Origin of the sequence: Bermanella marisrubri (assembly GCF_012295615.1) — a bacterium.
Taxonomy (GTDB): domain Bacteria; phylum Pseudomonadota; class Gammaproteobacteria; order Pseudomonadales; family Oceanobacteraceae; genus Bermanella; species Bermanella marisrubri.
In genome coordinates this window covers 2,162,808-2,186,263 of record NZ_CP051183.1, presented here as the reverse complement: position 1 = coordinate 2,186,263, position 23,456 = coordinate 2,162,808, and the positions used below count along the sequence as shown (strand labels likewise).

Genomic DNA, 23,456 nt, shown 5'->3' with positions numbered 1-23,456 from the left:
ATATGAAATTAATAGATGAGCGAATATTTATAGATAATAGAGGGAATGAATTTGAATTTCCTGAAGGTGCAGATATTCTATCTATTGCTGATATAGGTGATGACTATATATTCTATACTATGAATTCTATTCAGGGTGATGATAAGTGTAATATCTACAAAATAAGCAAGTTTAGGCGAGAAATACTGTGGCAAATTTCTCCATCTTTTTCATGGGGAGGAAAAAAGCAGCAATATTTTCAAGAGAATGGTGAATATGAATCTTTAGAGGTTTTTTATATCGACAATAAAGGCTATTTTCCAAATAGATTACTCTATGCGAAAGATCATGGGGGAAGAATTTCTGATTTCGATGAAGGTCTTAATTACTATGAGTTTGAAAGGGGTTTTTCTGTTGAGAAAGTCTTTAATTGCAGTGTTGTTTATTGTGTGGATAGAGAGTCGAGTACCTTGGTTGAACTTAATAGTGAAGAATTTAAAAATAAGAAGAAATCTGGATGTAAAGGTTTTGTTGAGTATGGGAAAGTTGATTTAGAAAGTGGTTTAGATAACTATCTTTTTCTTGTGTCTTCAGGACATTATCGTTATGTGTTGAATATTGATAATGGTGATGTGACTCCTTATTGTTATCGAAAGAATATATCTAAGATGGATTGATTCAATGAAGTAACAAGTATGAAATACCAGAGAGGATAGATAGTACTTGTGTCCTGTCCACACTATCCAGACACTTCGCTTTCATTATGCCCGCGTCCAACTATGATGTTATCTGATCAAATGAGGTGATTTCTTTTTCATGTGTCTTATGCTGTTTTTGATTTGACTTGTAGATTAAAGCCTGCTGCTTATTTCTTTTTGAGTAGTTACTCTACCTTAGTGTGATGTCGGTTCCATTCTTAAACTTAGTTGTTGCTCATTAATTGATCAATCGTTATTATGCCGCGACTTTTATCAAGTGTTGATTAAAAAGTCATCATTGGCCTTGTCATTTTAGATACAAGCCAATTAGAAAACGATAATCACGATCTAAAAGTCTCGTAGATAATTAACTAAACTTCATTATTTTCGGTTCTTATAGTTACAGGTTTCGCTTCAATATAAGTGATGGATGTGTATGAAAATGCAATTAAAGATTCTTGTCAGTTTAACCTTTCTATTGGTATTAGCTGCATGTGGCTCAGAGGATGAGACGTTAATTAATTTAGATCAATTCAAAGGTCTCGAACTTGAGCCGGAGCTAACATCAGACGATTTGGTAGATGGCAATCCTTTGTATCTAAACTACGAGTATACGGGCTCTATGATGATCTCTTCCTATGAGGAAGGTTATGATCATGCCTTCAGTTTTTCTCCTGACAAAAGCGGTTTGGTTGTGATGGAGCTCATAACGTCATCAGTGGAAGCGGATTTACGCGTTTATGTAGAGGGTGATGAAGATGGTTTGAATCTCCTTGGTATTGGTGGTGGCAACGATATTTTAGTATTGCAGGCTGAAAAGGGTGTTACTTATAGTGTAGAGGTCTCTATTTATCTTGAGCAGCTGGATGTTGAGTATGAGTACTCCTTAATCGTTGCAGACGCAAATCGTGAGCGATTGGGATTGGCAGTTAATGAATATTGGTTGGGTGTTTCTATTGAAGGGAGAGAGACTTGCGAGTCCACTAATTTACATGAAACGGGTACAGAAGAGCAGTCTTATTCTTTGGGGATGATTGTAAATATAGCTGATCTTTATTTGCGCTCAGGGGAGACTAAGTTTAACTTGGTAAGTCTATCTAGTAATCGCTTTGAGCATCAGGGCTCAGATAAAGATCAGTTTTTGAATACGACTACTACATCAGAATTTAAATATCAGCTTAAAATAGCTGGTGAAACCGGCCAGGTACTGGGCAGATCTGAGTATGAAAATGTCGAAAAGTATAATGAAACTACTACCACCTGTATTGGAAAAGACACCTGGTCTGGCGCTGTACTGCTCTAAAGTTCTCTATTCGGGTGTAGTATGGATAGCGCGAATTAGCGGTTTATTTTTAAATGTGGTATAGAGGACGCTAGTCCTCTTTTTTGTTTCTCGATATGGCTTCACTAGCCCTATCGAGTGGCGGCTACCATCTAGCAAACAAAAAGCCCCGCTGGCACAGCCAAGCGGGGCTTTTTAAATTCTGGTAGTCGCGATTGGATTTGAACCAACGACCCCCACCATGTCAAGGTGGTGCTCTAACCAACTGAGCTACGCGACTTCAAGTGCGGGCAATTTTACTTAAAAAATTGCACTTGGCAAGCTAAGTGTTGGTAATTCCTCAAGATTTTCGTTGTATAGCACCATGTTTATGGGGTCTTGGCCGTTTATCTGGCGTAGATTTTCTGCTTTAATATTGGCCCTTTGAAATTTGTAGTAAATCGTCGTGTCTCACTACTGGGCGATGCAAGTGGCTGTACTTGGTAAGTACTATTGCGCTTGCATAAGCAGGTGGCGGGTAGCAATACCCAAAGCACGGCAAAAACCATGTGCGGCTTAGTAGGCCTCACCACTGATAGGAAGAAACAACATGCCTGTGATTACTCTGCCTGATGGCTCTCAACGTGCTTTTGATGAAGCCGTATCCGTTTTAGATGTAGCCAACGATATTGGCCCTGGTTTAGCCAAAGCCACCATTGCTGGTGAAGTCGATGGTCAACTTATCGATGCCTGCGACAAAATCGAACATGACGCCCAGTTACGCATTATCACAGCGAAGGATGAAGAAGGCCTTGAGATCCTGCGTCACTCTTGTGCTCACCTTTTAGGTCATGCCATCAAGCAGCTATGGCCACAAACCAAGATGGCCATCGGTCCGGTTATCGACAATGGCTTTTACTACGACGTAGACGCAGACTTTCCAATTAATGAAGAAGAATTAAAGCAGCTGGAAAAACGCATGAATGAGCTGGCAAAAACCAGCTATCCAGTTGTTAAAGAGGTGGTATCTTGGCAAACCGCTCGCGACACATTCGAGAAGCGTGGCGAGAGCTATAAGATGGAAATTTTGGATGAGAATATTCCAAAAGACAGTACGCCTGCGTTATATCACCATGAAGAATACATTGACATGTGTCGTGGTCCTCACGTACCGAACATGAAGTTCTGTCAGAACTTTAAACTGATGAAGGTGGCAGGTGCTTACTGGCGCGGCGATAGCGACAACAAAATGTTGCAGCGTATTTACGGTACGGCATGGGCAGACAAAAAGGCATTGAAGGCCTACTTACAGCGATTAGAAGAAGCAGAGAAACGTGATCACCGTAAACTGGGTAAAGCCCTAGACCTGTTCCATTGGCAAGAAGAAGCGCCAGGTATGGTGTTCTGGCATTCTAAAGGTTGGACCATATACAACATTCTTGAAGACTATATGCGCAAGAAGTTGGTGGAGTACCAATATGAAGAAGTGCGTGCACCAATGGTGATGGATGTTTCCATGTGGGAGAAATCCGGTCACTGGGATAAGTACCAAGACAATATTTTTGCCACTGAGTCAGAAAAGCGTACCTACGCGGTTAAGCCAATGAACTGCCCTGGCCACTTACAGATCTTCAATCAAGGCCTGAAGAGTTACCGTGATTTGCCGTACCGCATGGCGGAATTTGGTATTGTTCACCGTAACGAGCCCTCTGGATCTTTACACGGTTTGATGCGTGTTCGTTCATTTACTCAGGATGATGCGCACGTTTTCTGTACCGAAGAACAGATTCTAGAAGAAGTGACTAAATGTATTCAGATGGTTTTTGACGTGTATAAAGACTTTGGTTTCGACCAGAATCTGAGCGTTAAACTGTCTACTCGTCCTGAAAAGCGCATTGGTAGCGACGAAATTTGGGATAAAGCCGAGAAAGGTTTGGCTGATGCACTTAAAGCGAACGAATTAGACTATGAAATTCAAGAAGGTGAAGGCGCGTTTTACGGTCCTAAGATCGAATTTACACTGTTTGATTGCTTAGATCGTGCTTGGCAGTGCGGTACGATTCAGTTGGATTTCTCAATGCCGGGTCGTCTTGGGGCGCAATACGTAGATGAGAATGGTGATCGCCAGACACCAGTAATGATTCACCGCGCGATTTTGGGCTCTTTGGAGCGTTTTATCGGTATTTTGATTGAGCATTATGCGGGCGCATTGCCAACTTGGTTGGCGCCAACACAGGCCATGATCATGAATATTACCGATAATCAGGCCGATTATGTGAAAAAAGTGCAGCAAACCCTCGCCAAACAGGGCTTTAGAGTGGACTCGGACTTGAGAAATGAGAAGATCGGCTTTAAAATCCGCGAGCACACTTTACAAAAGGTCCCTTATTTGTTGGTTACAGGGGACAAAGAAGTGGCTTCGGATGCTGTTGCCGTACGTACCCGCTCAGGTGAAGACCTAGGTACCATGAGTCTGGAAGACTTCGCGAAGTTGTTAGAAAGCGAAAACCAGAACCGCGGTCAGTGATTTTTGAGTAAAATGGAGATATAACGATTAGACGCGATAACCGAAACAGAGGCCGCCAAGAGAAGGCGCCGATTAATGACAACATCAAAGCTCGGGAATGCCGACTAATTAGTGCTGATGGGGAACAGTTGGGCGTGGTGCCCATGAACGAAGCCCTTGAAGCTGCTCAAGAAGCCGAATTAGATTTAGTACAAATATCAGACGGCGATCCGATCGTATGTAAGATCATGGATTACGGCAAGAAACTCTATGAAGAGAAGAAAGCCAAAGCCGCTGCTAAGAAGAAGCAAGTTCAGACCCAGGTGAAGGAAATTAAATTCCGTCCTGGTACTGAGGAAGGGGACTATCAGGTAAAACTTCGCAACCTGATTAAGTTCCTTGAGCACGGGGACAAGGCCAAGATTACATTACGTTTTCGCGGTCGTGAGATGGCTCACCAAGAATTGGGTATGCAATTACTTAAGCGTGTAGAAGAAGATCTTCAAGATCTGGCTAACGTTGAATTGCGTCCTAAGATGGAAGGTCGTCAGCTAACCATGGTGTTAGCCCCCATTAAGAAGAAGTAGTTAGGCCTGTATCAAGTGCCTCTTCAAAAGTAATCCATGTACTTTTGAGGGTTACGGCGTCAGTGAGAACGCTAGCGCAAGGCGAGAGGATATTTTGGCGCGCAGCTTAGTGTACTAAGTGAGCACACAAAATATCCGATCAACGTAGCGATAGCGTTTGTAACTAGACGTAAGCCCAAAAGGCCGCCTGCTGCTGTTATTAACCCAATGCGAGTGAGATTTAAAGCCATGGCTTATAAAATCAAAAGTAACAGTGGCGCTGCAAAGCGCTTCAAGAAGACTGGTAACGGCTTCAAACACCGTCAAGCACACCGTTCACACATCTTGACCAAGAAAAGCACTAAGCGTAAGCGTCAGCTACGTCCTCAGTTGCAAGTACATGCATCTGACGTACCGTTGATCAAGCGTATGCTACCTGGTGTTTAATTTTTTTATTGGTTAAGAGGAGTTCATTATGGCTCGTGTAAAACGTGGTGTGGTAGCACGCCGTCGTCACAAGAAAGTTCTAAAGCAAGCTAAAGGTTATTACGGTGCACGTTCACGTGTATTCCGCGTAGCTAAGCAAGCTGTTATTAAAGCTGGTCAATATGCATACCGTGACCGTCGTCAGCGTAAGCGTCAGTTCCGTGCTCTATGGATCGCGCGTATCAACGCTGGTGCACGCATCAACGGTTTGTCTTACAGCCGATTTATTAACGGTCTAAAAAATGCCTCTATCGAAATCGATCGTAAGGTGTTAGCTGATTTAGCCGTTAACGAAAAAGCTGCTTTTGCTGCTCTTGTTGAGAAAGCTAAAGCGTCGCTTTAATAAGCTGACAGATCGCTTAAACAGATGCTTAGCATCTGAATAAGACTAAGGTGAAAGCCTTATTCGAATAGGGGAAGAGCCCACCCGGCCTTCCCCTATTTTTGTATTTGCGGTTTGTGTTTTATATGCAAATACGTACCGGGCAATTGGGGAGCTGGAAAATTGGAAAACCTTGAAAATTTGGTATCAGAAGCCCTGCAAAAAGTAGAGCAGGCCGAAGATGTAAAAGCACTGGATCAAGTGCGAGTCGATTATTTGGGTAAAAAAGGTGCGTTAACCGCGCAACTTAAGAATTTAGGTCAGCTAAGCGCAGAAGAACGTCCTGCGGCTGGCGCGAAGATCAACGAAGCAAAGCAGCAAGTTGAAGCGGTACTTCGTGAGAAAAAAGAAAACTTAGAGAATGCTGCGTTAGAAGCTAAGTTGGCAGCGGAAAGCATTGATGTGACCTTGCCAGGTCGCGGCCAGCAGCGTGGTGGTTTGCACCCAGTTACGCGTACTTTGCAGCGCATGCAAAGCTTCTTCAAAAATGCTGGCTATAACGTCGAGTTTGGTCCAGAAGTAGAAGATGATTTCCATAACTTTGAAGCGCTGAATATCCCATCGCACCATCCAGCTCGCGCGATGCATGATACCTTTTATTTTGATGCTTCGACTTTATTGCGTACCCATACATCCCCAGTACAAATTCGTACGATGGAAACGCAAGAGCCACCGATTCGCGTGATCTGCCCGGGTCGCGTATATCGTTGCGACAGCGACGTGACTCACACGCCGATGTTCCATCAGGTTGAAGGTTTGGTGGTTGATGAAAATGTAAGTTTTGCTGATTTGAAAGGCACTGTAGAACAGTTTCTTCGCGTATTTTTCGAGAAAGAATTAAAAGTACGCTTCCGTCCTTCTTATTTCCCATTCACAGAACCAAGTGCTGAAGTGGATATGGAATGTGTTATGTGTGGCGGCGACGGTTGTCGTGTTTGTTCCCACACAGGTTGGTTAGAAGTTATGGGTTGTGGCATGGTGCATCCAAAGGTTTTCCAAGCCTCAGGTGTGGATTCTGAAAAATACTCAGGCTTTGCATTCGGAATGGGTGTGGAGCGTTTGGCTATGTTGCGCTACAGCGTGAATGATTTGCGTCTGTTCTTTGAAAATGATCTTAAGTTTTTGGAACAGTTTAATTAGTTCATTTTAAAACAAAGCAGAGTGTCGAGTTGTGACGCTAGAAATGAACATCAGAGAGCAAATAGCAAACAAAAGAATTCAGGAAGCAAATAATGAAATTCAGTGAAAATTGGTTACGCGAATGGGTTAATCCCAAATTAAGTACCGATGAGTTAGTCGCCCAAATCACCATGGCAGGTCTTGAAGTCGATGCAGTAGAGCCTGTTGCAGGTGAATTTAGTGGCGTAGTTGTGGGTGAGGTCGTTAAAAAAGAACAGCACCCGGATGCAGATAAATTAGCACTATGTGTCGTTAGTGATGGTTCAGAGACATTTCAGGTTGTGTGTGGTGCACCCAATGTTCGTGAAGGACTAAAGATTCCATTCGCAAAGATTGGTGCTTTGTTACCACCGGGTAAAGACGGTAAGCCCTTTAAAATTAAAAAGGCAAAACTTCGCGGTGTAGAAAGCCAAGGCATGTTGTGTGCAGAAGCCGAGTTGCAATTAAGTGATGCCTACGAAGGCTTGATGGAGTTACCAGCCGACGCACCTGTGGGTCAGGATTTTCGTGAATACTTAGGTCTAAATGACAGCATTATCGAAGTGGACCTGACACCCAACCGAGCGGATTGCTTGAGCCTTAAAGGTCTAGCACGCGAAGTGGGCACACTGAATAATGAAGATGTATGCGAGCCAAAAATTGAAGCAGTTAGCGCGAGCATTCAAGATACATTTAAAGTAACTCTAGAAGATGCAGAGTCTTGCCCTAAGTACTTAGGTCGCGTTATTAAAGGTGTGGACGTATCTGCACAAACACCGTTATGGATGGTTGAGCGTTTACGTCGTAGTGGTATTCGTTCGATCGATCCGATTGTAGATGTCACTAATTATGTTTTGCTTGAGCAAGGTCAGCCAATGCATGGTTTTGATTTAGCGAAACTGAATGGTCAAATTCATGTTCGCAAGGCCAAGCAAGATGAAAAGCTAACCCTGCTCGACGGCCAAGAAGTGAAGCTGGACGACGATACATTGGTGATTGCCGATGATCAAAAAGCATTGGCTATTGCCGGTGTCATGGGTGGTGAAGATTCGGGTGTAAATAGTGACACACAATATATCTTCTTAGAAGTTGCCTATTTCAACCCAATTGCCATTGCTGGCAAGGCGCGTAAATATGGTTTGCATACAGATTCTAGTCACCGTTTTGAGCGTGGTGTGGACTTTGAACTACAAGCACCTGCTATGGAACGTGCAACTCAGCTGATTCTTGAAATTTGCGGTGGTGAAGCCGGTCCCGTTGTTGAGTCCATCGAACAGACGGCGATGCCAGCTAGTGCGAGTATCGATTTGCGTGCAGATCGTGTAAAAGAAATTTTGGCTCTTGAGTTACCTGCAGAACAAATCGAAGAAATGCTGACTCGCTTGGGTATGAAAGTGAGCAGCACAGATGCGGGCTGGAAAGTGGACGCGCCTAGTTATCGTTTTGATATGGCTATTGAGGCGGATTTGATCGAAGAGATCGCGCGTATCTACGGTTATAACAAGTTGCCAGTGAATACGCCAAGTGCGGCTATTGGTTTGCAAGTTCAAGAAGAAGTGCAAACCCCAGTGGAAGTGATTAAGCAGCTTTGGGTGGATCTTGGCTATCAAGAAGCCATTACCTATAGCTTTGTTGATCCTAAAATTCAAAAATTAGTGGACCCAAGTATTGATGCGCTAGCACTTGCTAACCCTATTTCTGCTGACATGGGCGTCATGCGTTCAACTCTTTGGGTCGGTTTGATAAAAGCCGCTGAACATAACTTGAACCGTCAGCAAGACACCGTTCGTTTGTTTGAAACAGGTCTACGCTTTGTGCCTCAGGCCAATGGCGAGCTTGAGCAAACTCCTATGATCTCCGGTATCTTGTGTGGCCAGCAAGTAAGCAAGGGCTGGACAAACCCTTCTGCTAAAGTGGATTTTTATGACTTGAAAGGGGATGTGGAAGCCATGTTGGGCCTCAATGGCGCGAGCGATATTCGCTTTGAGCGTGGTGAGCACTCTGCTCTGCATCCGGGTCAAGCAGCTAAAGTGGTTAAAAATGGCAAGGATATTGGTCTGCTAGGGGCCTTGCATCCAGAGCTGCAAAAGCAGTTAGGAATCAAGACGCCACTATTTGTGTTTGAGCTGGATTTAAATGCCGTGAGTGAAGGCGTCTTGCCTCATTTTGCGCCATTGTCCAAATATCCAGAGGTGAGCCGTGATTTGGCCTTTGTGGTTGAAGAGTCTGTGACCTGGTCTCAAGTGGAAGATATCATCCGCGAAAAGGCCGGTGACAAGCTCATTAACGTCACATTATTTGACGTCTATCGCGGCCAAGGTATTGAAAATGGTAGAAAAAGTCTCGCTTTAGGCTTGACATGGCAGGATGCTTCGCGCACTCTCAATGATGAAGAAATAACCAGTTGGGTGAACGACATCGTTCAATCACTGGCTGAGGGATTAGACGCACAACTACGAGGTTAGTTATGACCGCCGTCACCAAGGCCGATATGGCAGAAAAGCTATTCGATGAACTTGGTCTCAACAAGCGTGAAGCCAAAGAGATGGTGGATATCTTTTTTGAAGAGATCCGCCACTGCTTAACCGAAAAAGAACAGGTTAAGCTGTCCGGGTTCGGAAACTTCGATTTAAGGGAAAAGCGCCAGCGCCCTGGCCGCAACCCAAAAACGGGAGAAGAGATTCCTATCAGCGCCCGCTGTGTGGTCACTTTTCGTCCGGGGCAAAAACTGAAAGTTCAGGTAGAAGCCTATAACGAAGCCAATCCGGATCATCCTGCGTAAAACGCGAAAAAGAACCCAGTTTTTAACTGGGTTTTTTTATGCCCGTTGAAACCGAAGGCAATTTTCGAAAGTGTTAGTAGGGAATAAAAACCTTCACAAAATCAATTGCTTAGTATATAGTTCCGCAATCTTTCAGGATCTCTCCTGAAGCCTTTGTCGGGGCATAGCGCAGTCTGGTAGCGCACCAGCATGGGGTGCTGGGGGTCGTAGGTTCAAATCCTACTGTCCCGACCAATCAAAATCATTCAACATTTCAACATTATTTTTATTTCTTTTGCTGATATCGTCTCTTATTCGAGTGTACTGATTTAACACTATTGCGTAGAAAGTAACCTAACAGCGCCTTCCTCATATTTGAACCAATGGGTTTTGTGTCTTGCTATTTAAGTCTCTATAATGGCGCGCTTTTTCTAATTAAGGTGACCGGGTCCACTCTATGTTTGTATCTGAAGTGAAAGTGCGAGGCTATCATCTCGATATCTACCAGCATGTTAACAATGCTCGCTATCTTGAATTTTTAGAAGAGGCTCGCTGGTCGTTCTTTGAACAATATCCGTTGGTGCAAACTGTACATAAATCAAACTACGCGTTCGTTTTAGTCAATATTAATATTAACTATCGTCGACCAGCATTTGTAAATGAGGTCATAGAGATTCGTACACAGGTTTCCCGTATTGGAAATAGAAGTTGTACTATTCATCAGGCACTCGTATTGAAGGGCACTGACACCTTGGTAGCGGATGCCGATGTGACTTTTTGTGTGTTGGATCAAGACCAGCATGTGGCAGTGCCTATAGAAGGTGATATTCGAGAATTGCTTACGACTATGTCTTCAAAAGACAGCTAAGCCGAATAGGTTTGCCTTGGGTTTTTAAGATAAGGCAGTAAAATAACCACATCTTTGCAATTACCTTGAATGCTAGGAATTAAGTATGGCTAAAACCATTGATGAATTAATGGAACCGGTATTAGGTTATTTGCATTGTCGCACACCTAAAGAGTGGATTGACGCGGCTTTGCAATACCCCGAAACCATACTTATCGATCATGCCGCTAATGAACTAAAGGCAGCTCAGTCGGCAATGACACTCATGTCTAAGAATCCACATAAATTGGATATATTGGACAAAATGTCAAAACTGGCTCGCGAAGAATTATTGCATTTCGAGCAAGTCATGAAAATTCTTAAAAAGCGTGGTATTAAATATCAAGCGCTGAAGGCGAGTCCTTACGCTGGTAAAATGGCGAAGTTTATTCGCAATACCAATGACGGAATTTTGGTGGATTCGTTGATTATTGGGAGTATTATCGAAGCCCGTTCTTGTGAGCGTTTCCATGCACTTGCTCCTTACCTTGATGAAGAGTTAGAAAAATTTTATATCTCATTGCTCAAGTCAGAATCACGCCATTTCAAGGACTATTTAGGACTGGCGCAAAAATATAGTAAGGAGCCTATTGAAGAGCGAGTGCAGTTTTTCTTGCAAAAAGAACAACAGGCAATACTGGGTGCAGATAACTTAATGCGTTTGCACTCCGGAATGCCCACGGATAATCTCAGAGTCTAATTCAGGTCATCAGCTTGATGACTTACTTCAAAGCGAAGCATTAAATTGCTTGTAGAGATGTCTTTCGGTATCGGCGGATAGGGATTAGCCGACAACACCTTTTTCTTTACCCAATCTTTATAGTTCTGGTTTTCGCTACTGGCATCTGTTTTTATTTTGTAAGCAATGCCAGAGGGCATTAGCCAGATTGTGACTGATGTCTGTCCAAGTGTGGGGGCCTCTTCCATTGTAGTGAGTAGATGCTGAATGACAGCATTGCGATAGCTTTGTTCCGCAGTTAATACCGTGCCGGATAGGTCTTTGTCCTGACCTGTTTTGGTGAACTGTACTCGGCGATCTTCAGAGTGAATTTGGTTGGCTTGTGTTTTTGCTTGTGTCGTTTGTTGTTGGCTGGTTTTAGCGTTGATCATCGAGCTATCTTCTTGTTTTTTATGGACTAGCTTCTGACTTTCACTTTGCCAATGTTTTGAGTCTTCAAGAAGTAATATATGAGCGCTACCTTTGCTGGATGCCTGTGGTTTTTCACTTTGCCATTGTACAAACAGTAATCCGTGAAAAACGATCGATATGAGCAAAGCTAAGAGATAGCGCAAATGCATTAAAAATTATCCCTAGTTTGACGGTAGGATTTAAGTGACGGCCAATGTATTATAACGCGCTTATCCTTTCTTACTAACCGCCTCTGAGTATTTTGCTTAGTGTGCACACTATAACCACAATAAACGTTTGGAGTGATTATGAGTATCCTTGTAGGTAAAAAAGCCCCTGACTTTACAACTGCTGCTGTGAAGGGTGACGGTTCTATCGTTGATAACTTCTCTTTGTCTGACACCATCAAAGGCAAGTACGCGGTTGTTTTCTTCTATCCATTGGACTTTACCTTTGTGTGTCCTTCAGAAATTATCGCTATGGATCATCGCGTTGAAAAGCTTAAAGAACTCAACACAGAAGTGATTGGTGTGTCTATCGACTCTCACTTCACGCACAATGCATGGCGAAATACTCCAGTAAACGAAGGTGGTATCGGCCAGCTTCAGTACACTCTAGCGGCTGATATGGATCATGCGATTTGCCGTGCCTATGGTATCGAATCAGAAGGCGGTGAGTCTTACTACCCAGCGGGCGTAGCCATGCGAGCAACGTTTGTTATTGACCAAAATGGTGTTGTACGTCACCAGGTTGTTAACGATGAGCCTCTAGGTCGTAACATGGACGAAGTGGTTCGTATCGTTGAAGCGCTTCAGTTCTTCGAAGAGAATGGTCAGGTATGTCCTGCAGGTTGGAACAAAGGCGATTCTGGTATGGTTAATACGCCAGAAGGTGTAGCTAAGTACCTATCTGAAGAAGCTGACAAGCTTTAATCTAGTACTGTTCCGTTAGGATTAGATTACTAGATAAAAAAACCGAGCCTAGGCTCGGTTTTTTTGTGGTTTGTCCATAAGTTGATGGGCTTTAGCGCCTATCATCATGGCAACCACAAAAATAATTACGTCTGTATAGCCATAACTGAGGGCGGCAATGGCAGGTCCTGGGCAGTAACCCACCAAGGCCCAGCCGATACCAAATATAATCGCGCCACCAATCAGTTTCCCATCTATTTTTTGTTTATTGGCTAAATGGAAGTCTTTATCGAGAACCGGTCGGTTACGTTTGTGTAAAACCCATTGAAAACTAGGAATAGCAATCAATAGAGCGCCCACCATGACGAACATTAAGCTTGGGTCCCAATTTCCAGCAATGTCTAAGAAGCTTTGTACGCGCTCTGGATTATTCATATCACTTGCGGCCAATCCAATACCAAAAAGTAATCCGCATATGGCTGAGATAATTAAATACATTTAAGGGCACCTCTTGTAAGTCACTTTAAGCTCTGGCCTTGATCGTGTTTCAAGATCAAGGCGTGTTATTGAAGGTCTAACTGGTTAAATCGAAATATCACAACACAGATGTTGGAACACGAGCAATGCCCCGAAGGGCAAGGCCTGTACCACTTTCCTTTTGTGTCAGCCTTCTGGGAAAGGACTCGTCATTACGCTGCGAAGCCTTCCTTGAATGAAAGCACTACAGGCATCTTGCAGAGTCAAATTGACTTACAAGAGGTGCCCTTCATTAAACCTCCCAGCCAAGTAAATGTTGCGCGATAAAGTAACAGGCAATAGCTGCGCCCATGAAGGCGAGCGTAGCGACGATGGAGCGTTTGGAAAACCGGGCGATACCTGCAATGCCATGTCCACTGGTGCAGCCATTAGCCATGGAGGTACCAATGCCCACTAATAGCCCACCGATGATTAATAGGGGTAAGGAACTGTCTGGCGCATCGGGAAAAGGACGTTGCGAAACCAAGTGAAAAAGTTGCGTGCCCGCAATCATGGCGACTAAAAAGGTGATACGCCAGAGGTTATTGCGCATGTTTGTGGCCATAAGCGAAAAGGCCATGCCGCAGATGCCTGCAATGCGGCCGTTCATAGCAAATAAAACACTTGAAGATAGGCCAATGGCGATACCGCCGCCAAGCACATGAAGCCAAGATACTTGATCAAATAGTGAAAGCATGGTCTTGCGTCTCAGATAACGTTTTTTATTAAAGCGCTGTAAAAGTAATAACTAGCCGAGGAAGTAACGATTAGTCTTCGTCCTTTTCGTTTTCCTTAACGTGCTGTTCATAGGCCCAATCCCAGCCGCCAAGTTGTTTCCATTTATTAACGATGAGGGCAAATAGCTCAGCGGTTTTTTGCGTGTCATACAAGGCGCTGTGAGCCGAGTGATTATCAAAGTCGATACCCGCTAGCTTGCATGAACGCGCAAGAACTGTGTGGCCTAATGCAAGTCCACTAAGCGTAGCTGTGTCGAAACCAGAGAATGGGTGAAATGGGCTGCGCTTTATGTTGTTGCGCTCGATAGCTGCATTTAGAAAGCCGAGGTCGAAATGGGCATTATGGCCGACCAAAATCGCGCGTTTGCAACCTTTTACTTTCATGGCTTTACGGATCGTTTTAAACATATCTTTAAGGGCAGGGCCTTCGTCTTCGGCGCGACGATCGGGGTCAAATGGATCGATACCAGTAAAGTCCAACGCGCTTTGCTCTAAATTCGCTCCCTCAAAAGGCTTAATGTGAGCAGACATGGCCGGGCCAGGGAGCATATTGCCTTGTTCGTCCATATCCATGATCACCATGGCAATTTCTAACAATGCATCCGTTTGAGAATTAAACCCTGCGGTTTCTACGTCTACGACAACAGGCAAGTAACCACGAAATCGAGACACCAGCGGATCTTCAAAGTAATCACCCATGAGAGCCCTTAATCTAATAAATTGCCGCATTGTAGCGTATCTGCTTAGTTCATTCAGCTATACAGGATTGAAGAAAGTACAAAATTGGCCGATAACATTAGAGATAGTGTTCATCGAGTCTCGGTTATCGTCCATGAAACGTATTTTATTTTTGCTTTATATCGCTTGTTTAGCCAATGTGAGCCACGGATTGGTATTTCAGGCTGAGGTGGAGCAGACCGAGTGGCGTTTAAGCCCATCGATTTTTGAATGTGAGTTTACTCAGCCTATTCCCAATTATGGCGAGGCTGTGTTTTATCATGAGGCAGGCGAAGACCTGTTGTTTCATCTGAGGACCAAGAAAAACCTGATGGGTGAGGGGATGGCAGCTCTTCATATCGAACCACCTGAGTGGTTGCCAAGTCAGATGGCACAAGATCTTGGTCTCGTCGATGTTAAGAACAGCAGCAAACCCATCCGAGTAGACCACGATCGAGCTAATAAAATGATGCAGAGCTTAATGCAGGGGCTCAGACCAACGTTTACGCGGCGAGCTCGGTATGACCCATCTCAATCTATTCGAGTGGCGGTGTCTCCTGCTCGTTTTAATAGTTTTTATAATGATTATCTAGGTTGTGTGGCCGGCTTATTGCCAGTGAATTTTGGGCAAGTATCGCGCAGCAAGGTATTTTTCCCAGGTGGTGGAGCTGCGTTGGACAAACAGGCTCGGAAGAAACTCGATTTAATCGCTCTTTATGTCAAGGCGGATCCAGAAGTTCAAGCGATTTATATTGATGGGCACAGTGACGCATTAGGTCGACGTTATAACAATCGTCGTTTATCTGAGGATCGTGCATTGAAGGTGAACGAATATCTAATCGAGCGTGGTTTGGATGCCGAGATTATTACCACTCGATATCATGGTGAACGATATCCCGTGGCTTCTAATGCAACCGCGGCTGGGCGAGCGCAAAATCGACGTGTCACTATCCGCTTAGAAAAACCCGATGAAGAGTTAGAGACCAGTTTAGACTATTGATCTCGCTAGGCGCTTGTTTTCAACTCATACTTACTTATAATCACTGTATGTTAATACAGTATTTTGATTATGCCTCGTCAAGTTCTGCATGTCGATTGTGATTGCTTCTTCGCTGCGGTCGAGATGCGAGATAGCCCTCAATATCGTGATATTCCTTTAGCTATTGGCGGCTCGAGCGATCGTCGTGGAGTGATTTCAACTTGCAACTATGTCGCCAGAGCCTATGGTGTTCGTAGCGCCATGCCCTCGGGTCAAGCTTTAAAGTTATGTCCAGACCTCATGCTTATTCGAGGTGACATGGAAAAGTACCGCCGTGTCTCTCGTGAAGTAATGAGCATTGTGGAAAGCTATGGGTTAGCCTTCGAGCAGGTATCCATTGATGAAGCTTATATTGAAATCTCACCTCATTCCCCCGGAAAGATCATCGCGCAGCAAATACGCCAGCAGGTTGAAGCTGAAATTGGTATCACAGTATCCGTAGGGATCGCGCCGAATAAGTATTTAGCCAAAGTAGCCAGTGATTGGAATAAGCCAAATGGTCAGTTTGTAGTAGAACCTCAAGCGTTGAACGAATTTGTGAGAACTTTGCCCGTAGGTAAAATTCCGGGTGTGGGGCCTAAAAGTGCAGAAAAATTGGCAAACATGGGGATACACTCATGCGCGGATGTGCAAGCCATAGAACTTGCGGATCTTTTGAAGCGTTTTGGCCAATTTGGAAAAAAACTGTATGACCGAAGTCGAGGCATCGACGATCGAACTCTATCGAATGGGCGTGAACGTAAATCTTTAAGCGTTGAACGTACTTTCGCAAATGATATAGAAAGCGAAGAAGAGTTACAGCAAGTAGCACAAGATTTATGGTTGCGCTTTCAATCCCGTATTGAGGCCAATGCAATTCGCTTAAGAGATGTGACACCGTTTGTAAAAGTGAAATTTGCAGATTTTCAAGTCACCACGTTGGCGAACCATCAAAAAACGGTGGATTTAGATAGTTTTATCGAGCTCATACAACAGGCTAGGCGGCGCCAAGAAAAATCTATTCGATTGATTGGTATTGGCGCGCGTTTAAAGCAGAATTTGACTCAAATGGAACTCTTTGATCAAGCCACCGCAGAATTAGACATAGACTCTAGCAAGTCTTCTCTTAGCTCATTGAACTCTACCTCATGAATTTCTAGATAATCGAGCGCGGCCAGCAGAGTTCGTTGCTCTAAATCACTTTTCTCAACTTTCCAGTAATTTTGATACTCTTGACTAATGCTTTTAGCCAGAACCAAAATAGCCAAGAGGTCGGCCACACTGGTTGGTAAGGTTTTTTTACCAGTCAGCACGCTGTGTGCGATGGGTTGGTAACGGATGGAGAGTGCAACTTCGCCAGGCATAAACCATTTTTTTGTGAGCATGGCACCCTGAAAGAAATGGTCGGTAGAAAAGTGTTGGCGTTCTAAAGCACATAACTCATGAGTCGGCTGTTTACCGTGAGTATCAAAAAACGTTTTATACTCGGGCAGTGATTGTATCATGATCGCGACACCCGCGTTATGCAGCATGCCGGAGGTGTAGGCTTGGTCAGCATTAGGTAGGCGGTATCGTTTAGCCAAGAAATCACTGATACTGGCGACTTCTGCTGCCGATTCCCAAAAGCTCTCGAGTAATGGCACGTTTTTAAACGTTGTTCTGACCGTCATCGCCTGAATCAGGCTGACTACTTTGCTCATACCCATAATAGTCACGGCGTTCTCTATACAATCCACTGACTCAGGTAGCCCCATCCATGGACTGTTTACTGCAGCAAGCAGAGCTGAATAAAGAGCTACATCTTGTTTGATTAGGGCGGCTAAACGCGTTAACTCAAGATCATCGTCTTTCATGAGTTGAGTAAGTTCGAGCATGATTTGCGGTCGCGGTGGTATAGAAAGGTCGTTCATAAACGTTTGGTACTCAGATATTTTTGAGTACTATAGTGCGAATTGAGTGTGACGTGGGTCACATAAAGTATCGCAAACGTTTCTGAATGTAACCGCTGGCAATCCATTTCTACAAAGATACAATGCACTTACTTACTTATAAGGATTTCTCATTCCATGCGAGGTATGACCTCAAATTTTGATCCAGACAAAAAAATAGATTGGTCCGTGATTCGACAGATGGGCCCCTACCTTTTTGAATATCGCTATCGCGTTTTCTTAGCTTTGCTTTGTCTTGTGGGTGCCAAGGTGGCCAGTGTCACCATGCCGTTTATTCTCAAAAATGTGGTCGATGATCTTGATGCTCAGTTAGATGCAAACTCCCTGGCTTTAGTTTCTGTGCCCATTGCTTTATTGATCGCATATGGTTTTGTGCGTTTTGCCAATGTTGTATTGGGGCAGATTCGCGATACGCTTTTCGGGCGTGTTACAGAGCATGCCATGCGTCGAGTTGGCCTTCGAGTCTTTAAGCATCTGCATAGTTTAGATCTTGCTTTTCATTTGAACCGGCGTACTGGTGGTTTATCGAGGGATATAGAGCGAGGCACCAGCGGCATAAGTTTCTTAATGAGGTTTTTGGTTTTTAATATTGTTCCTACGTTCCTAGAGCTGATCTTCGTGATGGGAATATTATGGATTGAATACCGCGTCGAATATGCACTAATCGTGTTGTTTTCTGTAATCGCTTATGTTTGGTTCTCTAAGGTCACAACGGACTGGCGTACACAATTTATTCGTGAAGCAAATGATGCGGATAACGTATCGAACACACGGGCCATTGACAGCCTGATTAACTTTGAAACTGTTAAATATTTCACCAATGAGCAATATGAGTCAGAACTGTACGACAAGAACTTAGAATACTGGGAACAAGCGAGGCGCAAAAATCGTTTAACGTTATTTCTTTTAAATGCAGGTCAAATGCTTATCGTTAGTATATCGATGACATTGATGCTGTTGCTTGCAGCTTATGATGTGTCGAATGGCGTGATGACGATCGGTGATTTTGTATTAGTGAATGCGTTTATGATGCAAATATTTGTACCTTTAAATTTTTTAGGTTTTGTTTATCGTGAAATTAAGGCGTCTATGGCAAACATTGAGAAAATGTTTGATCTACTCAAGATTAAATCTCAGGTCCCCGAATCTAGCGACGCCTCGGTATTAAAGGTTGATCATGGCGACATAGAGTTTAATGGAGTTTGTTTTTCTTATGACGAGCGGCAGATTATTAAGAATTTAAATTTTGCCGTCCGTGCTGGGGAAAAAGTAGCAATTGTAGGAAGTAGTGGCGCGGGTAAATCCACTGTCGCCAAATTGCTGTTTCGGTTTTACGATATAGACGAAGGTAGTATTCGTATTGATGGGCAAGATATTCAAACCGTCACTCATCACAGTTTACGCTCCTCTATCGGTGTGGTGCCACAAGATTGCGTGTTGTTTAATACATCGCTGTTAGAGAACGTTCGCTACGGGCGCCCTGATGCGTCTGAGCAGGAAGTAAGTGAAGCTTTGCGTCTCGCTCACTTAGACTCTTTTATTTCTCAGTTACCAAACGGCCTTGATACAGAAGTTGGTGAACGTGGATTGAAATTGTCTGGTGGTGAAAAACAGCGTGTGGCAATTGCGAGAACCATCTTGAAGCAACCAAAAATTTTGTTGTTTGATGAGGCTACAAGCTCCCTTGATAGTCATAGTGAAAAAGCGGTACTTGAGGCTATTGAAGCAGTATCCAAGGGTAAGACCAGTCTCATGATCGCGCACCGGCTCTCGACCATTGTAAATGCCGATCGTATTTTGGTGTTGGAAGAGGGTGAAGTGAGGGAGCAGGGCAGTCATGCTGAGTTGCTAGCTCTTGGTGGTTTGTATTCTCGCTTATGGGCAGTGCAGCAACACGAGGAAACAGAATAGTGGATGTATTGCTGTTCGACGCGATGAATTTGATTCGTCGTATATATGCCACGCAACAAGATAAACCGGATGGCGTTGAAAATACCTTATTGTTGAGTCAAAACGCCATGTTGAAAGATATCGAGCATTTTCGTCCCAGTCATGTGGCTTGTGTATTCGACGGTCACAGTAAAACATGGCGTCATACGATTTATCCGGCCTACAAAGCAAATCGAAACCCAATGCCCAAGGATTTAAGTGCTGCTTTGCCCGAATTTCATCGACGCTTTGAACAGATTGGTATTCGCTGTTTACTATATGATTATTTGGAAGCCGACGACGTAATAGCAACTTTAGCGGTTAAATCGCAGCAAAGGGGGAAGTCAGTCTGTATTGTATCGACCGATAAGGGGTACATGCAGATTATGGATGAGCAAACCTCGCTGTATCATCACTTTGATCGCAAACAATTGAACTTAGATGATGTCCGATCAATACTCGGCTTTGAACCATCACAACTAGTCGATTTTCTTTCACTGGTTGGTGATAGTACTAATGAGGTCCCAGGAGTTGATGGAATAGGCCAAAAAACTGCAGGAAAGTTGCTGGATCAGTTTGGGGATTTAGACAGTATACTGATTCACAGTGATGAGATTAGTGGGAAGGTTGGTCGACAATTGGAAAATCATTTTCGGATTGCTTTGCGGGCACGTAAGATGGTGACATTGAAAACGGATTGTGAGTTAGCGATTAATTTGAAGGGGCTGCGATATCTGCCAGAGGTTTACAAGTCAGCAGTATCGCAGAGATAATGCGCTGGAGAGCAAATAGGGTGTGCAAATGAGTTGGATATTGCGTTTTATTTATGCAGCAATTGGATTATCAATCGTACTTTTGGGCGTATTGATTAGTGTGAATAATAGTCAGCTCGCCCGTGTCGATTTGTATTGGTGGCAAGCTCCTGAACTGCCTTTAGGGTCGGTCATTCTGATTATGTTACTGATTGGTGCTGTTTTAGGGATTCTGGCAAGCAGTGCTGTGGTGTGGCGAACTCGTCGTCAGAATAAGTACTTGCAAAAGCAAATGAAGAGCGTACAAGCTCGTTTGGACCACTTAGGATAAATCTCGCCTCATGATGGATTGGACTTTGCTGCTTGTTTTGGTCGCTGCTGTAGCTGCAGGCTGGTTGCTTGGACGGCAAGAAAACAAGCGCTCTAAGGATACTCCGCTGCCTAGTCTGGATATGTTGGCCGGTGGCCAAAGCGATACGATGCAGGCGATATTGGATATGGCTCAACGAGAGGAGGCCGTTGAGTTGCAGCTTAATCTTGGCACATTTTATCGACGTAGAGGCGAGTTGGATAAGGCGGTTTCTATTCATCAGAGTTTATTTGCTCGCCCAGATCTGGACAAAGACTTAGCCGGTCAAGTGCAATTTGCTCTAGCTAGTGACTATCTACAGTCGGGTTTATTTGATCGCGCTGAAAGGCTGCTATTGGATTTACTTAAAACACACCAAAACATGAAGAGTAAAGTGCTCGACAAGCTTGTCGTCTTATACGAAGAGGAGCAAGACTGGGAGAGTATTTTATCCCTCGCTAGTGAGGTAAAAAATTTCAAGAACATTAAGTCAGTGGCCTATGCTTGTTGTGAATTGGCCGATCAATCAATCAAAAAGCATGAATGGCGTGAGGCTCAAAGTTACATTGATCGCGCGCTAAAGATAGACAGCAAGTGCATTTGGGCTCTTATTTTGGAAGCCAAAGTTCATGAAGAACAGGGCTTGCCCAATAAAATGGTCGCGTCGCTCAAAGAAGCCTTGCAATACGACCCTGCTCAGCTGCATGTGATACTGCCGAATTTGAAAGAGACGTTTGAATCTCGCCATCGTCCCCACGAATTAGAGCAGATTTTAGAAGAGCTATGGATCGAATCCCCAATGCCGCTCTCGCTGCACAGTTATGCTGAGCATTTGGCCAAGTATGAGAGCTTAGACGAAGCTATTTCTCAGTTAACCTATTCCATTGCGAAAGTACCAACTATCGAAGGCTTTAGATTGTTGCTGAAGCAACTTATAGCTAAGGGTGAGCCTTTACCCTTGGCTGATATGCAGCATTTAAAAGACATTCTCGATCAACTCGGTCGGGGAGAAGATCATTATTTTTGTAAACAGTGTGGTCTTGAAACGGATCAGCACCATTGGCGTTGCCCAAGCTGTAAGCAATGGGAAACCATGGTTCCTAAACTCGCAACATTGAATATGGCGCCAACCAAACCAAGGAAAACTCATGAGTTTTAAACCCATCTTAGTCGCTCTCGATTATGACCGTGCAGAGCCAGCCCTCGACCTAGTGAGTAAGTTAGATGCTTCGCAATGCCGTCTTAAGATCGGTAAAGAATTATTTACCTCTGAAGGCCCTGCTTTGGTTGAGAAAGTACAGAGTATGGGGTTTGACGTATTTTTGGATCTAAAATTTCATGACATTCCCAATACGTGTTCAAAAGCCGTTAAAGCAGCTGCAGAGTTGGGGGTGTGGATGGTCAATGTGCATGCCAGTGGTGGTCGACGAATGATGGAAGCGTCTGCAGATGCCCTAGCCAACTATAAGAATAAACCTAAGCTGATTGCGGTAACTGTGCTAACAAGCATGGAACGTGTTGACTTAAGTGACATTGGGTTAGATGTTGACCCTCAGGAGCATGTTTTGCGTTTGGCCAAGCTTACACAATCATCAGGGCTTGATGGTGTAGTGTGTTCCGCACAAGAAGCTCAGATGCTTAAGCAAAGTTTGGGACAAGATTTTCAACTAGTGACACCAGGTATTAGACCTAGCTTTGCTCAGGCAGGTGATCAGCGACGAGTTATGACGCCTTCTGATGCTTTAAAAGCTGGGGTTGACTACATGGTGATTGGGCGTCCAATTACTCAGGCAAAAGACCCATTGCAAGCGCTGAATTTGATTCAAAACGAAATTACTGGCTTATAAATCATACAATCCTCTGATTGGTCGCTTGTAGATGGCTTGTTAGGCTGAATGTTCAATTCAATCTAATAAGGAATCATTCATGTTTATTAAGCGTTTTGCATCGATCGTTTTCGTCGCTTTTGTAAGCCTTTTTTCGTTTCAGGTTATGGCTGAGCCTGGCCATCAGCAAGGTTCTGAACAGGCCGCTCAACAAATTGAAACGATAGACATCAATACGGCTTCGGCCGAGCAATTAACACAACTGGATAATATAGGGCCCAATAAAGCTCAGGCGATTATCGATTACCGTGAGAGCAATGGGCCGTTTAAAGATCTAGAAGATTTACAGAACGTCAAGGGGATTGGTTCGACAACAATCCACAAGAATCGTGATCGCATGCTTGTAGGTCAATAAAACCGCCCGCGATATACAGAGTGATTGGCTCAAAGATAGAACTTAAAAGCCTCGTGGGTTATCGCGCGAGGCTTTTTCTTTGCCGCTTTTACTATTCTGATTAAAACCTAATCAAATAAGCTAAGTCATTGCAATTAATAGAAAAAATATTAAAAAGACGATTGACAGAGATCGAAACTTCTATAAAATGCGCACTCGCTTGGCACGGGTGATTAGCTCAGCTGGGAGAGCACCTCCCTTACAAGGAGGGGGTCGGCAGTTCGATCCTGTCATCACCCACCAAATTTTATTTGGGCTTGTGCAAGCGTTGGTTTAAATGGACTGGTAGTTCAGTTGGTTAGAATACCGGCCTGTCACGCCGGGGGTCGCGAGTTCGAGTCTCGTCCAGTCCGCCAATTTAAACCCATCGCCGGATGTAAAACGGGTTTGCATTGATGATGCATTTGGGTGATTAGCTCAGCTGGGAGAGCACCTCCCTTACAAGGAGGGGGTCGGCAGTTCGATCCTGTCATCACCCACCAACTT

25 protein-coding genes and 5 tRNA genes are annotated in these 23,456 nt (G+C 44.1%); 24 read left to right on the top strand and 6 right to left on the bottom strand.

The features are described from left to right. Window positions 1-2: 2 nt before the first annotated feature. Window positions 3-656, top strand: coding sequence for a hypothetical protein (locus HF888_RS10200; protein WP_007017218.1), 654 nt, complete (start codon window positions 3-5; stop codon window positions 654-656). A 457-nt stretch (window positions 657-1,113) separates the two neighbouring features. After that, a complete protein-coding gene (locus tag HF888_RS10195; protein WP_007017217.1) occupies window positions 1,114-1,980 on the top strand; it encodes a hypothetical protein in 867 nt (288 codons plus the stop codon). Between the two features lie 182 nt (window positions 1,981-2,162). Here HF888_RS10195 and HF888_RS10190 read toward each other — a convergent pair. Next, window positions 2,163-2,239 (bottom strand) — tRNA-Val (locus HF888_RS10190). Window positions 2,240-2,548: 309 nt separating this feature from the next. On the opposite strand from HF888_RS10190, the gene thrS reads away from it, so the two are divergent. The 10 genes from thrS (at window position 2,549) to HF888_RS10140 (ending at window position 11,383) form a co-directional block, all read left to right on the top strand. Continuing rightward, complete coding sequence (gene thrS, locus HF888_RS10185) at window positions 2,549-4,465, top strand: threonine--tRNA ligase (protein WP_007017216.1); 1,917 nt, start codon at window positions 2,549-2,551, stop codon at window positions 4,463-4,465. Between the two features lie 20 nt (window positions 4,466-4,485). Beyond that, window positions 4,486-5,031, top strand: a complete 546-nt coding sequence (infC, locus tag HF888_RS10180; RefSeq protein ID WP_133308425.1) for a translation initiation factor IF-3 — start codon at window positions 4,486-4,488, stop codon at window positions 5,029-5,031. Between the two features lie 228 nt (window positions 5,032-5,259). Beyond that, a complete protein-coding gene (rpmI, locus tag HF888_RS10175) occupies window positions 5,260-5,457 on the top strand; it encodes a 50S ribosomal protein L35 (protein WP_007017214.1) in 198 nt (65 codons plus the stop codon). A gap of 28 nt (window positions 5,458-5,485) precedes the next feature. Further along, window positions 5,486-5,839, top strand: coding sequence for a 50S ribosomal protein L20 (gene rplT, locus HF888_RS10170; RefSeq protein ID WP_007017213.1), 354 nt, complete (start codon window positions 5,486-5,488; stop codon window positions 5,837-5,839). A 162-nt stretch (window positions 5,840-6,001) separates the two neighbouring features. Next, entirely contained in the window at window positions 6,002-7,018 is a 1,017-nt protein-coding gene (gene pheS, locus HF888_RS10165) for a phenylalanine--tRNA ligase subunit alpha (RefSeq protein WP_007017212.1), read from the top strand. A gap of 92 nt (window positions 7,019-7,110) precedes the next feature. Then, window positions 7,111-9,501, top strand: a complete 2,391-nt coding sequence (gene pheT / locus HF888_RS10160; RefSeq protein ID WP_007017211.1) for a phenylalanine--tRNA ligase subunit beta — start codon at window positions 7,111-7,113, stop codon at window positions 9,499-9,501. Window positions 9,502-9,503: 2 nt separating this feature from the next. Beyond that, window positions 9,504-9,818, top strand: coding sequence for an integration host factor subunit alpha (ihfA, locus tag HF888_RS10155; RefSeq protein ID WP_007017210.1), 315 nt, complete (start codon window positions 9,504-9,506; stop codon window positions 9,816-9,818). 157 nt (window positions 9,819-9,975) lie between these two features. Further along, a tRNA-Pro gene (locus HF888_RS10150) sits at window positions 9,976-10,052 on the top strand. A 202-nt stretch (window positions 10,053-10,254) separates the two neighbouring features. Then, window positions 10,255-10,665 (top strand): acyl-CoA thioesterase, encoded by a 411-nt coding sequence (locus tag HF888_RS10145; protein WP_007017209.1) that lies wholly within the window; start codon window positions 10,255-10,257, stop codon window positions 10,663-10,665. A gap of 85 nt (window positions 10,666-10,750) precedes the next feature. After that, window positions 10,751-11,383: a MiaE family protein gene (locus HF888_RS10140; protein WP_007017208.1), complete on the top strand. Its 633-nt coding sequence runs from the start codon at window positions 10,751-10,753 to the stop codon at window positions 11,381-11,383. On the opposite strand, the gene HF888_RS10135 is transcribed toward HF888_RS10140, so the two are convergent. Next, complete coding sequence (locus HF888_RS10135) at window positions 11,380-11,982, bottom strand: TonB C-terminal domain-containing protein (RefSeq protein ID WP_007017207.1); 603 nt, start codon at window positions 11,980-11,982, stop codon at window positions 11,380-11,382. The two genes, HF888_RS10140 and HF888_RS10135, sit on opposite strands and share 4 nt — an antisense overlap. Window positions 11,983-12,120: 138 nt before the next feature. Here HF888_RS10135 and HF888_RS10130 point away from each other — a divergent pair, with 138 nt between their 5' ends. Further along, the gene (locus tag HF888_RS10130; RefSeq protein ID WP_007017206.1) at window positions 12,121-12,744 is read left to right on the top strand and encodes a peroxiredoxin; all 624 of its coding nucleotides are present in this window, start codon (window positions 12,121-12,123) and stop codon (window positions 12,742-12,744) included. Window positions 12,745-12,792: 48 nt separating this feature from the next. On the opposite strand, the gene HF888_RS10125 is transcribed toward HF888_RS10130, so the two are convergent. The 3 genes from HF888_RS10125 to rnt form a co-directional block, all read right to left on the bottom strand. Then, window positions 12,793-13,221: a DUF6691 family protein gene (locus HF888_RS10125; protein WP_007017205.1), complete on the bottom strand. Its 429-nt coding sequence runs from the start codon at window positions 13,219-13,221 to the stop codon at window positions 12,793-12,795. Between the two features lie 271 nt (window positions 13,222-13,492). Continuing rightward, window positions 13,493-13,936, bottom strand: a complete 444-nt coding sequence (locus HF888_RS10120) for a YeeE/YedE family protein (protein WP_007017204.1) — start codon at window positions 13,934-13,936, stop codon at window positions 13,493-13,495. 70 nt (window positions 13,937-14,006) lie between these two features. Continuing rightward, window positions 14,007-14,675, bottom strand: a complete 669-nt coding sequence (rnt, locus tag HF888_RS10115; RefSeq protein WP_007017203.1) for a ribonuclease T — start codon at window positions 14,673-14,675, stop codon at window positions 14,007-14,009. Between the two features lie 133 nt (window positions 14,676-14,808). Here rnt and HF888_RS10110 point away from each other — a divergent pair, with 133 nt between their 5' ends. Then, a complete protein-coding gene (locus HF888_RS10110; protein ID WP_007017202.1) occupies window positions 14,809-15,693 on the top strand; it encodes a flagellar protein MotY in 885 nt (294 codons plus the stop codon). A gap of 69 nt (window positions 15,694-15,762) precedes the next feature. Next, the gene (dinB, locus tag HF888_RS10105) at window positions 15,763-16,863 is read left to right on the top strand and encodes a DNA polymerase IV (RefSeq protein WP_007017201.1); all 1,101 of its coding nucleotides are present in this window, start codon (window positions 15,763-15,765) and stop codon (window positions 16,861-16,863) included. On the opposite strand, the gene HF888_RS10100 is transcribed toward dinB, so the two are convergent. Further along, entirely contained in the window at window positions 16,794-17,621 is an 828-nt protein-coding gene (locus tag HF888_RS10100) for an HDOD domain-containing protein (protein WP_083771886.1), read from the bottom strand. The genes dinB and HF888_RS10100 overlap by 70 nt on opposite strands. Window positions 17,622-17,777: 156 nt before the next feature. Between HF888_RS10100 and HF888_RS10095 the strand changes: the two genes are divergently transcribed. From HF888_RS10095 to HF888_RS10055, 9 genes are all read left to right on the top strand, one after another. After that, complete coding sequence (locus tag HF888_RS10095; RefSeq protein ID WP_007017199.1) at window positions 17,778-19,571, top strand: ABCB family ABC transporter ATP-binding protein/permease; 1,794 nt, start codon at window positions 17,778-17,780, stop codon at window positions 19,569-19,571. Next, complete coding sequence (xni, locus tag HF888_RS10090; RefSeq protein WP_007017198.1) at window positions 19,571-20,362, top strand: flap endonuclease Xni; 792 nt, start codon at window positions 19,571-19,573, stop codon at window positions 20,360-20,362. The genes HF888_RS10095 and xni overlap by 1 nt, the downstream gene beginning before the upstream one ends. Window positions 20,363-20,390: 28 nt before the next feature. After that, complete coding sequence (locus HF888_RS10085) at window positions 20,391-20,672, top strand: LapA family protein (protein ID WP_007017197.1); 282 nt, start codon at window positions 20,391-20,393, stop codon at window positions 20,670-20,672. Between the two features lie 10 nt (window positions 20,673-20,682). Next, the gene (locus HF888_RS10080) at window positions 20,683-21,849 is read left to right on the top strand and encodes a hypothetical protein (RefSeq protein ID WP_007017196.1); all 1,167 of its coding nucleotides are present in this window, start codon (window positions 20,683-20,685) and stop codon (window positions 21,847-21,849) included. Continuing rightward, complete coding sequence (pyrF, locus tag HF888_RS10075) at window positions 21,839-22,537, top strand: orotidine-5'-phosphate decarboxylase (protein WP_007017195.1); 699 nt, start codon at window positions 21,839-21,841, stop codon at window positions 22,535-22,537. The genes HF888_RS10080 and pyrF overlap by 11 nt, the downstream gene beginning before the upstream one ends. A gap of 79 nt (window positions 22,538-22,616) precedes the next feature. Next, entirely contained in the window at window positions 22,617-22,931 is a 315-nt protein-coding gene (locus HF888_RS16640) for a ComEA family DNA-binding protein (RefSeq protein WP_007017194.1), read from the top strand. A 206-nt stretch (window positions 22,932-23,137) separates the two neighbouring features. Continuing rightward, window positions 23,138-23,213 (top strand) — tRNA-Val (locus HF888_RS10065). 36 nt (window positions 23,214-23,249) lie between these two features. After that, a tRNA-Asp gene (locus tag HF888_RS10060) sits at window positions 23,250-23,326 on the top strand. Window positions 23,327-23,376: 50 nt separating this feature from the next. Then, window positions 23,377-23,452, top strand: a tRNA-Val gene (locus tag HF888_RS10055). The last annotated feature ends 4 nt before the right edge of the window (window positions 23,453-23,456 follow it).

Bases quoted from the DNA above. Each gene is read 5' to 3' on its own strand.
- pyrF (WP_007017195.1), top strand. From the start codon at position 21,839: ATGAGTTTTAAACCCATCTTAGTCGCTCTCGATTATGACCGTGCAGAG.
- HF888_RS10085 (WP_007017197.1), top strand. From the start codon at position 20,391: ATGAGTTGGATATTGCGTTTTATTTATGCAGCAATTGGATTATCAATC.
- HF888_RS10120 (WP_007017204.1), bottom strand. From the start codon at position 13,936: ATGCTTTCACTATTTGATCAAGTATCTTGGCTTCATGTGCTTGGCGGC.
- pheT (WP_007017211.1), top strand. From the start codon at position 7,111: ATGAAATTCAGTGAAAATTGGTTACGCGAATGGGTTAATCCCAAATTA.
- HF888_RS10125 (WP_007017205.1), bottom strand. From the start codon at position 13,221: ATGTATTTAATTATCTCAGCCATATGCGGATTACTTTTTGGTATTGGA.
- HF888_RS10130 (WP_007017206.1), top strand. From the start codon at position 12,121: ATGAGTATCCTTGTAGGTAAAAAAGCCCCTGACTTTACAACTGCTGCT.
- dinB (WP_007017201.1), top strand. From the start codon at position 15,763: ATGCCTCGTCAAGTTCTGCATGTCGATTGTGATTGCTTCTTCGCTGCG.
- HF888_RS10095 (WP_007017199.1), top strand. From the start codon at position 17,778: ATGCGAGGTATGACCTCAAATTTTGATCCAGACAAAAAAATAGATTGG.
- rpmI (WP_007017214.1), top strand. From the start codon at position 5,260: ATGGCTTATAAAATCAAAAGTAACAGTGGCGCTGCAAAGCGCTTCAAG.
- HF888_RS16640 (WP_007017194.1), top strand. From the start codon at position 22,617: ATGTTTATTAAGCGTTTTGCATCGATCGTTTTCGTCGCTTTTGTAAGC.
- HF888_RS10110 (WP_007017202.1), top strand. From the start codon at position 14,809: ATGAAACGTATTTTATTTTTGCTTTATATCGCTTGTTTAGCCAATGTG.
- HF888_RS10195 (WP_007017217.1), top strand. From the start codon at position 1,114: ATGAAAATGCAATTAAAGATTCTTGTCAGTTTAACCTTTCTATTGGTA.
- rplT (WP_007017213.1), top strand. From the start codon at position 5,486: ATGGCTCGTGTAAAACGTGGTGTGGTAGCACGCCGTCGTCACAAGAAA.
- HF888_RS10145 (WP_007017209.1), top strand. From the start codon at position 10,255: ATGTTTGTATCTGAAGTGAAAGTGCGAGGCTATCATCTCGATATCTAC.
- ihfA (WP_007017210.1), top strand. From the start codon at position 9,504: ATGACCGCCGTCACCAAGGCCGATATGGCAGAAAAGCTATTCGATGAA.
- HF888_RS10140 (WP_007017208.1), top strand. From the start codon at position 10,751: ATGGCTAAAACCATTGATGAATTAATGGAACCGGTATTAGGTTATTTG.
- thrS (WP_007017216.1), top strand. From the start codon at position 2,549: ATGCCTGTGATTACTCTGCCTGATGGCTCTCAACGTGCTTTTGATGAA.
- HF888_RS10080 (WP_007017196.1), top strand. From the start codon at position 20,683: ATGATGGATTGGACTTTGCTGCTTGTTTTGGTCGCTGCTGTAGCTGCA.
- HF888_RS10200 (WP_007017218.1), top strand. From the start codon at position 3: ATGAAATTAATAGATGAGCGAATATTTATAGATAATAGAGGGAATGAA.
- rnt (WP_007017203.1), bottom strand. From the start codon at position 14,675: ATGGGTGATTACTTTGAAGATCCGCTGGTGTCTCGATTTCGTGGTTAC.
- HF888_RS10135 (WP_007017207.1), bottom strand. From the start codon at position 11,982: ATGCATTTGCGCTATCTCTTAGCTTTGCTCATATCGATCGTTTTTCAC.
- HF888_RS10100 (WP_083771886.1), bottom strand. From the start codon at position 17,621: ATGAACGACCTTTCTATACCACCGCGACCGCAAATCATGCTCGAACTT.